Source organism: Dialister hominis, assembly GCF_007164725.1.
Lineage (GTDB): Bacteria > Bacillota > Negativicutes > Veillonellales > Dialisteraceae > Dialister > Dialister hominis.
Genome location: NZ_AP019697.1, coordinates 594,000 through 606,410 on the forward strand (window position 1 = coordinate 594,000; position 12,411 = coordinate 606,410).

At 48.9% G+C, this 12,411-nt stretch carries 12 protein-coding genes; 10 read left to right on the plus strand and 2 right to left on the minus strand.

Annotated elements, in window-relative coordinates; genetic code table 11:
- The first annotated feature begins 30 nt into the window (after window positions 1–30).
- The 5 genes from Dia5BBH33_RS02735 (at window position 31) to Dia5BBH33_RS02755 (ending at window position 5,348) form a co-directional block, all read left to right on the plus strand.
- The gene (locus Dia5BBH33_RS02735) at window positions 31–531 is read left to right on the plus strand and encodes a MaoC family dehydratase (protein ID WP_108849933.1); all 501 of its coding nucleotides are present in this window, start codon (window positions 31–33) and stop codon (window positions 529–531) included.
- Window positions 528–1,682, plus strand: coding sequence for a thiolase family protein (locus tag Dia5BBH33_RS02740; protein ID WP_022382847.1), 1,155 nt, complete (start codon window positions 528–530; stop codon window positions 1,680–1,682). The genes Dia5BBH33_RS02735 and Dia5BBH33_RS02740 overlap by 4 nt, the downstream gene beginning before the upstream one ends.
- The gene (locus Dia5BBH33_RS02745) at window positions 1,679–3,028 is read left to right on the plus strand and encodes an AMP-binding protein (protein ID WP_143332325.1); all 1,350 of its coding nucleotides are present in this window, start codon (window positions 1,679–1,681) and stop codon (window positions 3,026–3,028) included. Before Dia5BBH33_RS02740 ends, Dia5BBH33_RS02745 begins: the two co-directional genes overlap by 4 nt.
- Window positions 3,029–3,161: 133 nt before the next feature.
- Window positions 3,162–4,409, plus strand: a complete 1,248-nt coding sequence (locus tag Dia5BBH33_RS02750; RefSeq protein WP_143332326.1) for a putative DNA modification/repair radical SAM protein — start codon at window positions 3,162–3,164, stop codon at window positions 4,407–4,409.
- A gap of 18 nt (window positions 4,410–4,427) precedes the next feature.
- Window positions 4,428–5,348, plus strand: coding sequence for a TIGR03915 family putative DNA repair protein (locus Dia5BBH33_RS02755; RefSeq protein WP_143332327.1), 921 nt, complete (start codon window positions 4,428–4,430; stop codon window positions 5,346–5,348).
- On the opposite strand, the gene Dia5BBH33_RS02760 is transcribed toward Dia5BBH33_RS02755, so the two are convergent.
- Window positions 5,345–6,286, minus strand: a complete 942-nt coding sequence (locus Dia5BBH33_RS02760) for a helix-turn-helix transcriptional regulator (RefSeq protein WP_143332328.1) — start codon at window positions 6,284–6,286, stop codon at window positions 5,345–5,347. The genes Dia5BBH33_RS02755 and Dia5BBH33_RS02760 overlap by 4 nt on opposite strands.
- Before the next feature lie 153 nt (window positions 6,287–6,439).
- Between Dia5BBH33_RS02760 and Dia5BBH33_RS02765 the strand changes: the two genes are divergently transcribed.
- From Dia5BBH33_RS02765 to Dia5BBH33_RS02780, 4 genes are all read left to right on the plus strand, one after another.
- On the plus strand, window positions 6,440–7,603 hold the full coding sequence (locus Dia5BBH33_RS02765) for an iron-containing alcohol dehydrogenase (RefSeq protein ID WP_143332329.1): 1,164 nt from the start codon (window positions 6,440–6,442) through the stop codon (window positions 7,601–7,603).
- 23 nt (window positions 7,604–7,626) lie between these two features.
- Window positions 7,627–8,199, plus strand: a complete 573-nt coding sequence (locus tag Dia5BBH33_RS02770) for a sugar O-acetyltransferase (protein ID WP_022382853.1) — start codon at window positions 7,627–7,629, stop codon at window positions 8,197–8,199.
- Window positions 8,200–8,745: 546 nt separating this feature from the next.
- On the plus strand, window positions 8,746–9,912 hold the full coding sequence (locus tag Dia5BBH33_RS02775; protein WP_022382854.1) for an SAM-dependent methyltransferase: 1,167 nt from the start codon (window positions 8,746–8,748) through the stop codon (window positions 9,910–9,912).
- A 158-nt stretch (window positions 9,913–10,070) separates the two neighbouring features.
- A complete protein-coding gene (locus tag Dia5BBH33_RS02780) occupies window positions 10,071–10,445 on the plus strand; it encodes a desulfoferrodoxin family protein (RefSeq protein ID WP_108849927.1) in 375 nt (124 codons plus the stop codon).
- Between the two features lie 151 nt (window positions 10,446–10,596).
- On the opposite strand, the gene Dia5BBH33_RS02785 is transcribed toward Dia5BBH33_RS02780, so the two are convergent.
- On the minus strand, window positions 10,597–11,067 hold the full coding sequence (locus Dia5BBH33_RS02785; protein ID WP_108849914.1) for a MerR family transcriptional regulator: 471 nt from the start codon (window positions 11,065–11,067) through the stop codon (window positions 10,597–10,599).
- A gap of 158 nt (window positions 11,068–11,225) precedes the next feature.
- Here Dia5BBH33_RS02785 and Dia5BBH33_RS02790 point away from each other — a divergent pair, with 158 nt between their 5' ends.
- Entirely contained in the window at window positions 11,226–12,407 is a 1,182-nt protein-coding gene (locus Dia5BBH33_RS02790; RefSeq protein WP_022382857.1) for an iron-containing alcohol dehydrogenase, read from the plus strand.
- Window positions 12,408–12,411 lie beyond the last annotated feature (4 nt).

Below are 12,411 nucleotides of genomic sequence, written 5' to 3' on the forward strand. Positions count from 1 at the left end.
CCAGGGAACGGTTTTTTCATAGGAGGAAATATGAAAGATGCAGTAAAGGCCATCTGCCGCATATGGCGCCCGGAGTGGCAGGGGATGCTGATGGGCAGGCTGACATATAAAAAAGGAAATGGAGAAAATAAAGCGTATGAGGAAATCATCCGCGATGGGAAACTTCTCCGCGTGGCCGTCCGCGGCAGGGAAAGCGGGGAATTTCTTGAGCTCATCCTTTCAAAACCTTCTGCTCCCAAAGAAGGAGAGAAGCGGCCCGATGAAGCCGCCTTCTGGAAATCATTTTCAGCAGATGAAGTCAGAGCTTACAGCAAAGCGCTTGGCGACCATAATGAAATCCATTACACAGAGAAACCCGTCGTCAGCGGATTTCAGATTTTTGAATCCGTGATGGAAGAGTATCCCTCAGATGGCATGAAAATTTCGTTCCATCATCCCGTCTTCAGCGGAGAAGAAGTATACTTGATGGAGAAAGATCAGAAGATTGAAGGATACACGGATCAGTTGTGCTTTGTGGCGGTGAGATCATGAGAGACAGGAAGGTATATATATTAGGAGGACTCCGGTCGCATATCGGGATCCGGTATGGGATTTTCAAATCAGTAAGGCCCGAAGTGCTGGGCGGTCGTGTAGCCGCCGAGCTTTGCAGAAGGTACAGCGTCGTGCCGGACCTTTGCATTTGCGGGAATGCAGTGGGACCCGGAGGAAATATCGGAAGACTGCTTCTTTTGGAAAGCGGTTTCCCTGAAAGGGTGCCTGCTTTTACGCTTGATCTCCAGTGCGCTTCCGGTCTTGCCGCCATCGATATGGCCGCAGGCAGGATTGCGGCAGGGCAGTGCGATGTAGTCCTGGCAGGCGGCGCGGAAAGTGCATCCCTCCAGCCAAAAAGAATATATGCCGATCATGATGAAAGGGCAAAGCTCAGGAATCCGGAATTCACAGCGGCGCAGTTCATGCCGGGAGAATTCGGAGACGATGCCATGCTCCTTGGGGCAGAACGAGCTGCCAAAGCGGCAGGCATTACAAGGGAAGAAGCGGATGAAGCGGCGCTTAGAAGCCAGATGCTTGCAAAAGATGCATCCGAAAATGGAATATTCAGGGATGTCATCCTGCCCCTCTTTGGCAGTACAAGGGATGAAGCCATCCGTCCCAGAATGAGCAGGAAGCTTCTGGAAAGGGCGCCGCGCGTGACGGATTTCCAGGACGGGATACTGACGGCCGCCAACTCCTGCACAATGAATGACGGAGCCGCTTTCCTTCTTCTTGTTTCTGAAGCTTGGGCGGATGAACATGAAATCACGCCTGCCTTTGAAATCGCAGATACGAGGCTCATCGGCAGCGATCCCAAGGTGCCGCCTCTTGCGGCGGACGCGGCGGTATCGGAAATGCTTGAGGCCAATCAGCTCACTTACGAGGATATCGATGCTTTCGAGTATAACGAAGCATTTGCCGTCATCAGCGCGCATTTCATGAAGAAGCATCCTGAAGTGGCCGGGCGTCTCAATCAGGCAGGAAACGCTCTTGCCTACGGGCATCCTTATGGCGCATCCGGCGCTGAGATCATGATCCATCTGATGGAAATCCTCCGGGAGAAGGAAGGGCGTCTTGGCGCGGCTGCCATTCCTGCTGCCGGCGGTGTCGGTGAAGCCATCCTTGTAAAGCGCACGGAGGCGGAAGAATGAAATTATCCGATTATGTGATCCGCTGGGGGAAGGACAGGCCGGATCATGCTTTTCTTTCTCTTGACGGGAAAACGATCACTTATGGAGAAGCGGATGCTTTTACAAAAGGAAAAGGGGAATCTTTGCCTGAAGAAGTGCACGGGAAGGTCGTTGCACTCTACCTGACGGACCCGGCAAGCCAGGTGCTCTGGTTCCTTGCCGTGGAAAGAGCAGGAGCCGTTCCGCTCCTTGTCCATGAATATATCAAAGGGGAAAGACTCGAGGAACTCTTCGATGCGCGCCCGATTGATTTCTTCCTGACGGACAGCGAGACGGGCGGCGTTTCCGTTTCCAAAAGGGAAGACGGGCTTTTCTTTGGAAGAATCAAGGATACGGGCATCACAAGAAAAGAAGGCGTTGCTGTCCTGACTTCAGGAAGCAGCGGCCTTTCAAAGATCTTTTTCCGGCGTGTGGAAAGCTGGGCGGATTTCTTCCCTGTGCAGAACAAGGCCTTTGGTGTGGACGGAGATTCCATCCTGTATACGCAGGGATCCATGGCATTCACGGGAAACCTCAACATGCTCTTTTCCTTCATGGCCGAAGGCGCGGTGATTGCAGGGACAATGAAAGTCCTTCCGCGCACATGGATGAAGGAAATCATATCACTCCATGCAACGCATATTTACATGATTCCTTCCAAGCTGTATCCTCTTTCAAGAATGAACGGGTCGTCGGATTCTGTGAAATATATCCTGACCGGTTCCCAGCTCATGACCGAGCGGATCCTTACCGGCCTTAAAAAGCGCTTCCCGAAATCTGATACCGTTATGTACTATGGCGCATCAGAACTGAATTATGTTTCCTGCATACGGGGAAGCAAGATCCTTGAAATGCCTGACAGCGTGGGGAAACCCTTCCCCGGCGTTAATGTCACGATCAAGGACGGAGAAATCTTTGTAGAAAGTCCGTACAGGGTCGAGGATATTCCTCTTCCCTTTACCTGCCATGACCTGGGCTATTTTGACAAGGACGGATGGCTCCATTTCACAGGAAGAAGAGAAGATGTATATAATATCAAGGGAAACCACGTCAGCCGCCAGCGCGTCATTTCCCATATCCTCATGACTGAGGGCATCGATGAAGCGGAGCTTCTTGCCGTTCCATCAGAAAACGGGCTGCGCCTTATTGCCTTTGTCGCAGGGGATGATGTGCCGGATACCAGGACGATGATACGGAAACTTCATGAAAAGCTGGAAATCTGGGAAATCCCTCACCGCTTCATCCGCGTCAAATCCATTCCCAAAAGATCGACGGGAAAGACAGATAAAGATGCGCTTTTGAAAATCCTTGAAGAATCAAAAGAATAAAAGTAAAAGAAGCTCTGACAAAATGACTGCACATTTCGCCAGAGCTTTTTTATTGAAAGAATAGAACAACTATTCCTATATAAAAGTCCTTGTGCTATAATATGGAATAGAAAAAATGTTCTAGGAGGAAGAGATGGACATAGAAGACAGACTGGATATACTGGCAGACGCAGCGAAGTATGATGTGTCCTGCTCTTCAAGCGGCTCATCGCGGCCCAATCGGCCAGGCGGCCTGGGGAATGCCCATTACAGCGGCATCTGTCACAGCTGGACGGCGGACGGGCGCTGCATTTCACTGCTGAAGATCCTGATGACGAATTCCTGCATTTATGACTGTGAATACTGCGTGAACCGGAGGAGCAACGATACGCCGCGCGCCATGCTGACGCCCGATGAAATCGTGCTTTTGACGATTGAGTTTTACCGCAGGAACTATATAGAGGGACTTTTCCTTTCATCCGGCATCGTGAAGTCGCCGGATTATACGACGGAGCTTTTGATCCGCACGGCAAAGCTTCTCCGCGAAAGGGAGCATTTCAATGGGTACATCCATATGAAAGGCATTCCCGGAACGGATCCGAAGCTTTTGAACGAGCTTGGCCGCTACGTGGACAGGGTGAGCGTCAATATAGAGCTTCCCTCGGAGAAGTCGCTCCATCTTCTGGCACCGCAGAAAACGAAGCAGGCCATCATGGCGCCGATGAAGTTTTTCCGTGACTCGATCAGGGAAAACAAGGAAGAAAGGAAGAAATTCAAGAGAGCGCCCTCCTTTGTGCCTGCCGGACAGACGACGCAGCTCATCGTGGGAGCCAGCGGGGAAAGCGACCGGCAGATTCTTCTTCTGACGCAGGGACTGTACCGCAAGGCATCTTTGAAGAGAGTCTACTATTCCGCGTACGTTCCCATCATGAAGGGGAAGAACCTGCCTGCAGTCAAAGCGCCGCCTCTCATGAGGGAGAACCGGCTCTATCAGGCAGACTGGCTGCTCCGCTTCTATCATTTTGATGCGGAAGAAATCCTGTCGCCGGAGGAGCCTGATTTCGATGAGGAACTCGATCCCAAGTGCTGCTGGGCGCTCCGCCACAGAGAGCTTTTCCCTGTCGAAGTGAACCGCGCGCCTTATGAAATGATACTGCGCGTGCCCGGAATCGGCGTCAGGAGCGCGCTTAGAATCATGCGCCTTCGCCACTATGGGACGCTCAATTTTGAAGACTTGAAGAATATAGGAGTCGTGATGAAACGCGCCCGCTACTTTGTGACGATCAACGGGAAGTATTCCGCGCCGGGAAGTCTTGATGGCATTGACCTCCGTAATGCGCTCATATCGGGCAAAGCGGCAGAGGAAGTCCGCCAGATGAGTCTTTTCGGCGGGCAGGCATAGGCTCCTTGGGGAGGATGCATGTATTACTACTATGATGGCACATACCCGGGATTTTTGACGGCCGTCTATGAGATTTACCACTACGGAACAAGCAAGCTTGAAGGAATCGGCCCGGAAGGAGGAGAGGTTCGTCTTTTCGGCGCGGATTTTATTGTGAAGACAAATTTCCTCTATGCGGAAAAGGTAGCGGCAAGTTTTGAAAAGAAATGCGGCAAAAAAGGCATCCGCCAGGTGTACCGTGCTTTCCTTTCTGCAAGGCCGGAGAAGGAAATGAAGATTTTCGAGTACATGCGCCGCGGTTTCAAGACGGGAAAGGATCTGTATTCCTACTGGAAGGAGCCGTGGGCGAGGGAAATCCTGGAAATGGGAAGGGAAGTAGGCAATGAAGCGGAAAAGTTCCGCGGCATCCTTCGCTTCAGCGAGCTGGAGGAGGGGATGCTTTTTGCTTCCATCAACCCGACGCAAAATGTGGCACCTATCCTGGCGGAGCACTTCAAAAACCGCCTTTCGGCTGAATCCTGGGCGATCTATGACGTGAACCGGCAGATTGCGGCGGTATATGAAGAGGGGAAAGTATCGATTGTCGAGGTAGAAGATCCGAATCTGGAACTGAAGGTCAGCAAGTCAGAGGAGGACCTGCGGCAGATCTGGCGGAACTATTACCGCCATCTTGGCATCGAAGACAGGAGAAATCCAAGGGAAAGGATGCTCTACCTTCCGAAAAAGTACTGGCCGTACCTGACGGAGATGCAGGATCCTTACAATGTGCAGGATGTCAGCATGAAGGGGCTTCCTGAAAAGAAGCGGCCGAGGAATGTCAATCTGAACATATCCGGGCGCGAGTTTGAAAATGCGCTGCGTTCTGTGCAAAGAAAAGCCGGCATCCTTGAAAAAGGACTGCCGGAAGGAAATAAGGAAAAGAAAGACGAGGAATCCTAGCTGAGGGAACTCGGGGATTTCCCGTAATAATGACGGAATGATTTGTAGAAATTGCTGCTGTTGCTGTAACCAAGCACGGCAGCAATTTTTTCTATGGTAAGATCCGTGTGGTCAAGAAGAATCTTCGCTTTCTTCATACGTATATCCAAAAGGAGGGAAGAAAAGTTTTTCCCGAACAGTTTGGGAAGAAGGCGGGAAAGATAAACGGGATGATAGCCGAAATGCGCGGCAAGGTCTGAGAGAGTGATTGTATCCGAATGAGATTCCATATAAGAGAAAAGCTGGGAGGAAAGGGGATCCGTATCCACGATTTCATGGGAAAGCCTGTATTCTCTTGCAATGTACATGATCATCGAAAGGATCAGAGGCTTCAGCACCTTCTGTGTATCTTGCTTCTTATTGGCATATTCAATGATCATAAGATCCAGAAGATGGTGGATTGGAGAATCCTTTGGCAGGGAAAAATGGATGAATTCATCGGAGTATGCATTGGTCGTCGGATCCAGAAAAAAACGGACGAGAGAGGCATCTGATGAAATCGGGCCCAGGTAATCGCGAAGGAACGTCTTCCTCTGGATGAGGACGCCGGCAATCACAACATCTTCTGCGCTGTCGCATCTGAGCGCATACCCGCTGTAGGGCTGCCCGACGTAGCAGTCGCCTTCCTTCATGAGAAGCTTGTGGTCATACTTGGCTGAAACTGCTTCGTAGTCACCGTAGTAAGCAAAATTGATGAAGAAGAAACTCTGACGGTGAAACCGTTCCTGGATGTGGTTTCCCTTGAATGCGCAGACCATGACTTCTTCATCAGGTTCTCCGAGCCATTGGGAAATGAATTCTGTTTTTCCGCTGACTGGTTCGAGACGGAAATCCCAGTGGAGATGCGGGAATTCCCGGGCCAGTTTCTCTATGGCATCCGAAAGCATGCGTCCTTTCATAGTATCCCTCCTGATGTTAATATTTGACACTAAATATGTTAACACAAAGCGCTGATGAAAATCATCCGTGATTTTATAATGTAGAAGATCCCCGGGAAGATTGACTTGATATTGGTTTAGCTGTAAGTGACTAATCAGCAGGAGGATTCAAATATGTACAACTTTAATTTCTATATGCCGGCAAGGGTACTTTTCGGTGAAGGCAAGCTTTCTGAACTTCATGAACAGAAGCTTCCGGGAAAGAAAGCCCTGATTGTGACATCAAATGGTACGTCCGTCAAGAAGTACGGATATCTGGATGATGTAAAGCATGAACTCGATCTGGCCGGCGTTTCCTATGAAGTCTTCGACGAAGTCCGCCCGAACCCGACAAGCAAAAATGTCATGGACGGCGCTGAAAAGGCAAAGAAGACAGGATGTGATTTCGTCATTGCCCTGGGCGGCGGTTCCATCATGGACTGCACGAAGTGCATTGCACTCATGATGACGAACCCGGGCACCATCTGGGACTACAGCCTCTCCCTTCACGGCGGAAAGAAAGATGCTCTTTATGCAGCTTCTCCTATCGTTGCCATCACAACATCGGCCGGCACAGGCTCTGAAGTCGATATGGCCTCTGTCATCACAGATGAAGCGACACAGGAAAAGACAGGGATTTTCTTTGAATCCATGTTCCCGTGCCTTTCTGTTGTCGACAGCCGCCTCATGATGAGTGTCCCGCAGAAATTCACTGCTTATCAGGGAATGGATGCATTCTTCCATGCGGCTGAATCCATGATCAATAAGAATGAACATACCATGGGCAGAATGTTCGCGCTGCAAGCAATCGAACTCATTGCAAAGAATCTGCCAAAAGCTTATCATGATGGAAGCGACCGTGAAGCAAGAACAAACATGGCTCTTGCCAATACACTGGCAGGCTATTACATGCTCTGCACATCCGAGCATACGATGGAACATGTCATGGGAAGCTTCCATGACGACCTTATCCACGGAGCCGGCCTCATCATGATTTCTCATGCATACTTTGATTTCTTTGCAGAAAGAAAAGCAGCTGAGCAGCCGATGATCGACATGGCAAAAGCCATGGGTGTCAAGGATGCATCGTCCGGAAAAGATTTCATCAAAGCACTTGATGACATGATTGCCAGTGTCGGCTGCAGCGATCTCAGGATGAGCGATGCAGGCATCACGAAGGAAGAATTGAAGAAGTATCCGCAGAAAGTGCATGAAGTCCTCGGCGGCGACATCACGGCAGATCCTGTTCTGCTCTCCGATGAGGATTACCTTGCCATCTACGAAGCTTCCTACAAATAATAGGAAATGAGGGAAAGGATAATATGACTGAACTTGAAAAACTGGAAGCAGGGCTTCCTTATGATTTCAGAGATCCCGAAGTGGACGCAAGAAAGCTTCATGCCGTAAAAATGTGCAAGGTTCTCAATGAAACCGATCCGACAGATTATCCGGCATGCGAGAAAGCCATCCGGGAACTTTTCGGAAGCGTAGGAAAGAACCCAGTCGTGCTCCCCAGGTTCAATTGTGATAACGGAAAGAATATCCATGTGGGGGACGATTTCCTGACCAATTACAATGTAACGATCCTGGATATAGCACCCGTTACGATCGGAGACCATGTCATCATAGGACCAGGCACGCAGATCATCACAGTCAATCATCCTTTATCCCCGTCAGGCAGAAGAAAAAGTCTTGGCATTGCAAAACCAGTGACGATCGGGAATGATGTATGGATCGGGGGAAGTGTCATCATCGTTCCAGGCGTCACGATCGGAAACAATGTCGTCATTGCGGCCGGTGCCGTTGTGACGCATGATGTGCCGGATAACTGCCTTGTGGGCGGTGTTCCTGCCAGGAAAATCAAGGATATTCCCAATGATCTTGAAGAGGAATAAGCCTCTGATTCATCACTTCTGAATTTGAATATCTGCAAGAAAAAGCTGGGAGCCTCCCCATGGATGGCAGCCCGGCTTTTATTGATGAATCCATTTCTTGACGGAAACATGGATTTTTCATGATAAATAGTCATTAACCAATATACCTAAATTTTTGTCCTGGAATATGATTCCAGATTTCAGAATCTTCTGAAAGTTAGATTTTATCGATGAACAAATTGTTCGGCATTGCATAAAATATTATGACCCCCTTGGATAATTCATGAATAAGTGATACCATTATATATAGAAAAACACTTATTTATAAATGGTCGTCTATCGATGAACATAGAGGGAAGATGTTCAGAGAGGTGATGGTTCAGGAAGAGCTGCTGCGGAAAGCTGCGCAGCGCTTTGCTTGTACTGGATTTGTCAGCAAGAATGTTTCCTGAAATCCGCCGGACAAAAGGCAGTGGATACAGAGATCAGCTGAATAAATGGGGAATACAATGAATGAGGAAGCGCTTATGGCGCGGAGATGGTGATTGACGGAATGGAGGCGTTACTATGCATGTTTTAGATGATTTCCTTATTTATTATTTGCAGAGATTTGATAAATACTGTTTCGACGTAGTGATTTGCGGCAAGGAATACAGGATCGGGAAAGGTGAGCCTGTATGCCGCGTTATTTTCCATAAGGATATTCCTAAGAAGGAACTCCTGACTTCTACGTCCCTTGCTCTTGGGGAAGCGTACATGAGAGGGGACATTGAAGTCGAAGGGGATATGTTCACCGTCCTTAAAGGGCTCCTCGAGCAGATCGATCAGTTCTCGCTGGACAGGAATGCCGTTGCCTCCCTTCTCTATCCGCCGGAAGACAAGTCGACACAGAGGGAAGAGGTATGCTCCCATTATGACCTGGGCAATGATTTCTACAAGCTCTGGCTCGATCCGACGCTGAGTTATTCCTGCGCTTATTTCAAGAATGACAATGACACGCTGGAAGAAGCACAGAAGAACAAGGTCCATTATATTTTGGAAAAGCTTCATCTTGAAAAGGGCATGAGTCTTCTGGATATCGGATGCGGCTGGGGCTATCTTCTGATTGAGGCCGCCAAGAAGTACGGCGTCAAGGGATATGGATGCACGCTCAGCCATGAACAGTGGGAAATGGGCCAGGAAAGGATCAAGGCGCTCGGGCTCGAAGGCCAGGTGCAGATCGACCTTCTCGATTACAGGGACCTTCCGAAGAAGGGCATGACATTCGACCGCGCTGTCAGTGTCGGCATGCTGGAACATGTCGGCCGCTCGCAGTATGAACGGTACATGAGTGTCGTCGAGCAGGTTCTGAAGGACAAAGGACTTTTCCTCCTGCACTTCATCAGCGGCAGGGACAAGGTCAACAGCAATCCGTGGATGAGAAAGTATATTTTCCCGGGCGGGACGCTTCCTACCATGTATGAAATGCTCGAAATTGCCTACAAGGGCCAGTTCCAGCTTCTGGACGTGGAGAGCCTTCGCCGCCATTATTACAAGACGCTTTCCTGCTGGTACCATAACTTCCAGAAGGCACGCGGACAGGTGGAAGCCAAGATGGGCAGCGAATTCGTCCGTATGTGGGATCTTTACCTCTGCGGCTGCGCTGCTGCCTTCTATATCGGATACATCGATGTGGATCAGATGCTCTTTACCAAGGGAACCAATAACGATCTCCCAATGACAAGATGGTATTAAGTTCCTTGAGGAAATGTCATAATATATCAAAAATTTTTAATCTATTTTGATATACATTTCCATCTTTTTGTGGGATAATATTTATAGATATGAATAAAGCACAGGGCTTCATTCATATTTTCTACAGTTTTTGGTTATCTCTGAAGGGGGTAAGGAACATGGCAGTAGAATTTTACAAATGTAACGTATGTGGAAATGTTCTTGCGGTGATCACGAACGGCGGCGGCACAAGCCTCACCTGCTGCGGCAAACCGATGGAACACCTGATTCCGGGATCGACAGATGCAGCTGCTGAAAAGCATGTACCAGTCGTAGAAAAAGGTGAAAAGATGCTCCATGTACAGGTCGGATCCACTCCGCATCCGATGCTGGAAAATCATTACATCGAATGGATCGCTATGGAATGTGAAGGCAGACTCCCCTTCAAATATCTGAAACCGGGCGACAAACCGGAAGCAGATTTCCATCTTGTTGAACATGGCACGGTTTATGCATACTGCAACCTCCATGGTCTCTGGAAAACTGAATTCTAATCCATCATGAAAACGGGCCCCTCAAAGGGGCCCGTTTTTCGGTCTAAACAATAAAAAAAGAAACAAAATCTGATTTTCAGTCAGCATCTTGTTTCTTTTTTGTTTATACTCTTGAAATATTTCGGGATGGGTACATAATAATGAAAGGGGATTAGAGATCTTTCCTTTCTTTTCCCGGAACCGCATGGAGATGCACATAGGCATCGCGGAGATAGACAGGGAGCTCGGTTTCATCCATTCCTGCCGGAACTTTTGTCGTTCCTGCGCGCTTGGCGGTTTCATAGTACCAGATTTTATATTCGACCATGCCCATCATGTCCTCAAGCTCTTCCATTTTCTTTCTGAGGAGTTTCTTCTGATGGGAGAGGATTTTCAACCGGGTATCGATTGTCTTCTGGCCATCGTTGGGAAGACGGATGAAGTCGCGGATTTCCTTCAGGGGAAGGCCTGCTTTTTTCAAGCACTGGATGAGCCGCAGGCTCGCAAAATCTGAATCACGGAACATGCGCATGCCTCCGCTGGAACGTTCCAGTTCGGGAAGGAGTCCTTCCTTATCGTAATAGCGGAGTGTAGAAGCTGGAATTCCTAAAATTTTGGCTGCTTCGCCGGCGGTATAGAGCATGATGGCCCTCCTGAAAGATTTTTGAATCAAGGTCTTGACTTAAAGTCGACTTTAACATTTAGAATAGACTTGAACTTAATTGAATTATAAATCAATTATGTCTATTAAGTCAATCAGGGACTCTGTGTCCTGTTATAGAAAGATAAGGAGGAATTATTGTGGAAAGAAATAAGTTATTTCAGGTATTTGTTCCGACTTGCTGGCTTTTTGGTGAAGGGCAGCTGAATCATCTTCATGAACAGGCTCTTCCGGGCAAGAAAGCACTGATCATTATTTCCAACGGCAAATCAACAAGAGCCAATGGATACTTGGACAGGACGGAAAAGGAACTGCATCAGGCAGGTGTGGAAACATCCGTATTTGACAAGATTCAGGCAAACCCGATCCATACGACTGTCATGGAAGGCGCAAAGGCAGCCCGTGATTTCGGCGCTGATTTCCTTGTTGCTTTGGGCGGCGGTTCCGTCATGGATGCCACAAAGGCCATTGCCATCATGTCGACAAATGACGGCACGCTTTGGGACTATGTAGCAAGCGGTACAGGCAAAGGCAAGCCGATTGCGAATAAGCCTCTCCCGATGGTAGACATCACGACGACAGCAGGCACAGGCTCTGAAGTAGACTGCGGCGGCGTCATCACAAATACTGAAACACACGAAAAGACCGGCATTGTCGATCTTGGCATCTTCCCGGTCCTCTCTATTGTCGATCCGGAACTGATGGCATCTGTCCCACCGAAATTCACTGCCTACCAGGGATTTGACGCACTCTTCCACAGCACAGAATGCTACATTTCCAAACCGGCCAATCTGATGAGCAATATGGTCGCATCGACTGCCATCAGGAATATCGGCAAGTACCTTCCAAGAGCTGTAGCAGACGGAAGCGATATGGAAGCCAGAGAACATGTGGCATTTGCCAATACCATGTCCGGCTACTCCATGATGACAGGCAGCTGCACATCCGAGCATTCCCTTGAACATGCACTGAGCGCTTATCATGAATCCCTGCCGCACGGCGCAGGCCTCATCATGATTTCCCTTGCTTACTACCGCACTTTCATCAAGTATCACTGCTGCGATGACCGCTTCATCGATATGGCACGTTTCCTTGGTATGGAAAATGCAGACAAGCCGGAAGATTTCCTGACGGCTCTTGAAAATCTGCAGAAGGCATGCGGTGTAGCTGATCTCAAGATGAGCGACTATGGAATCAAGGAAGAAGAATTCGAAGGCTTCGTCAAGAATGCAAGAACTGTCATGGGAGCACTCTTCCCGGCAGACCCGTACGTTCTTTCTGATGAAGACTGCGTCAACATTTACAAGGAATCCTATAAATAATAGA

Bases quoted from the DNA above. Each gene is read 5' to 3' on its own strand.
- Dia5BBH33_RS02735 (WP_108849933.1), top strand. From the start codon at position 31: ATGAAAGATGCAGTAAAGGCCATCTGCCGCATATGGCGCCCGGAGTGG.
- Dia5BBH33_RS02740 (WP_022382847.1), top strand. From the start codon at position 528: ATGAGAGACAGGAAGGTATATATATTAGGAGGACTCCGGTCGCATATC.
- Dia5BBH33_RS02745 (WP_143332325.1), top strand. From the start codon at position 1,679: ATGAAATTATCCGATTATGTGATCCGCTGGGGGAAGGACAGGCCGGAT.
- Dia5BBH33_RS02750 (WP_143332326.1), top strand. From the start codon at position 3,162: ATGGACATAGAAGACAGACTGGATATACTGGCAGACGCAGCGAAGTAT.
- Dia5BBH33_RS02755 (WP_143332327.1), top strand. From the start codon at position 4,428: ATGTATTACTACTATGATGGCACATACCCGGGATTTTTGACGGCCGTC.
- Dia5BBH33_RS02760 (WP_143332328.1), bottom strand. From the start codon at position 6,286: ATGAAAGGACGCATGCTTTCGGATGCCATAGAGAAACTGGCCCGGGAA.
- Dia5BBH33_RS02765 (WP_143332329.1), top strand. From the start codon at position 6,440: ATGTACAACTTTAATTTCTATATGCCGGCAAGGGTACTTTTCGGTGAA.
- Dia5BBH33_RS02770 (WP_022382853.1), top strand. From the start codon at position 7,627: ATGACTGAACTTGAAAAACTGGAAGCAGGGCTTCCTTATGATTTCAGA.
- Dia5BBH33_RS02775 (WP_022382854.1), top strand. From the start codon at position 8,746: ATGCATGTTTTAGATGATTTCCTTATTTATTATTTGCAGAGATTTGAT.
- Dia5BBH33_RS02780 (WP_108849927.1), top strand. From the start codon at position 10,071: ATGGCAGTAGAATTTTACAAATGTAACGTATGTGGAAATGTTCTTGCG.
- Dia5BBH33_RS02785 (WP_108849914.1), bottom strand. From the start codon at position 11,067: ATGCTCTATACCGCCGGCGAAGCAGCCAAAATTTTAGGAATTCCAGCT.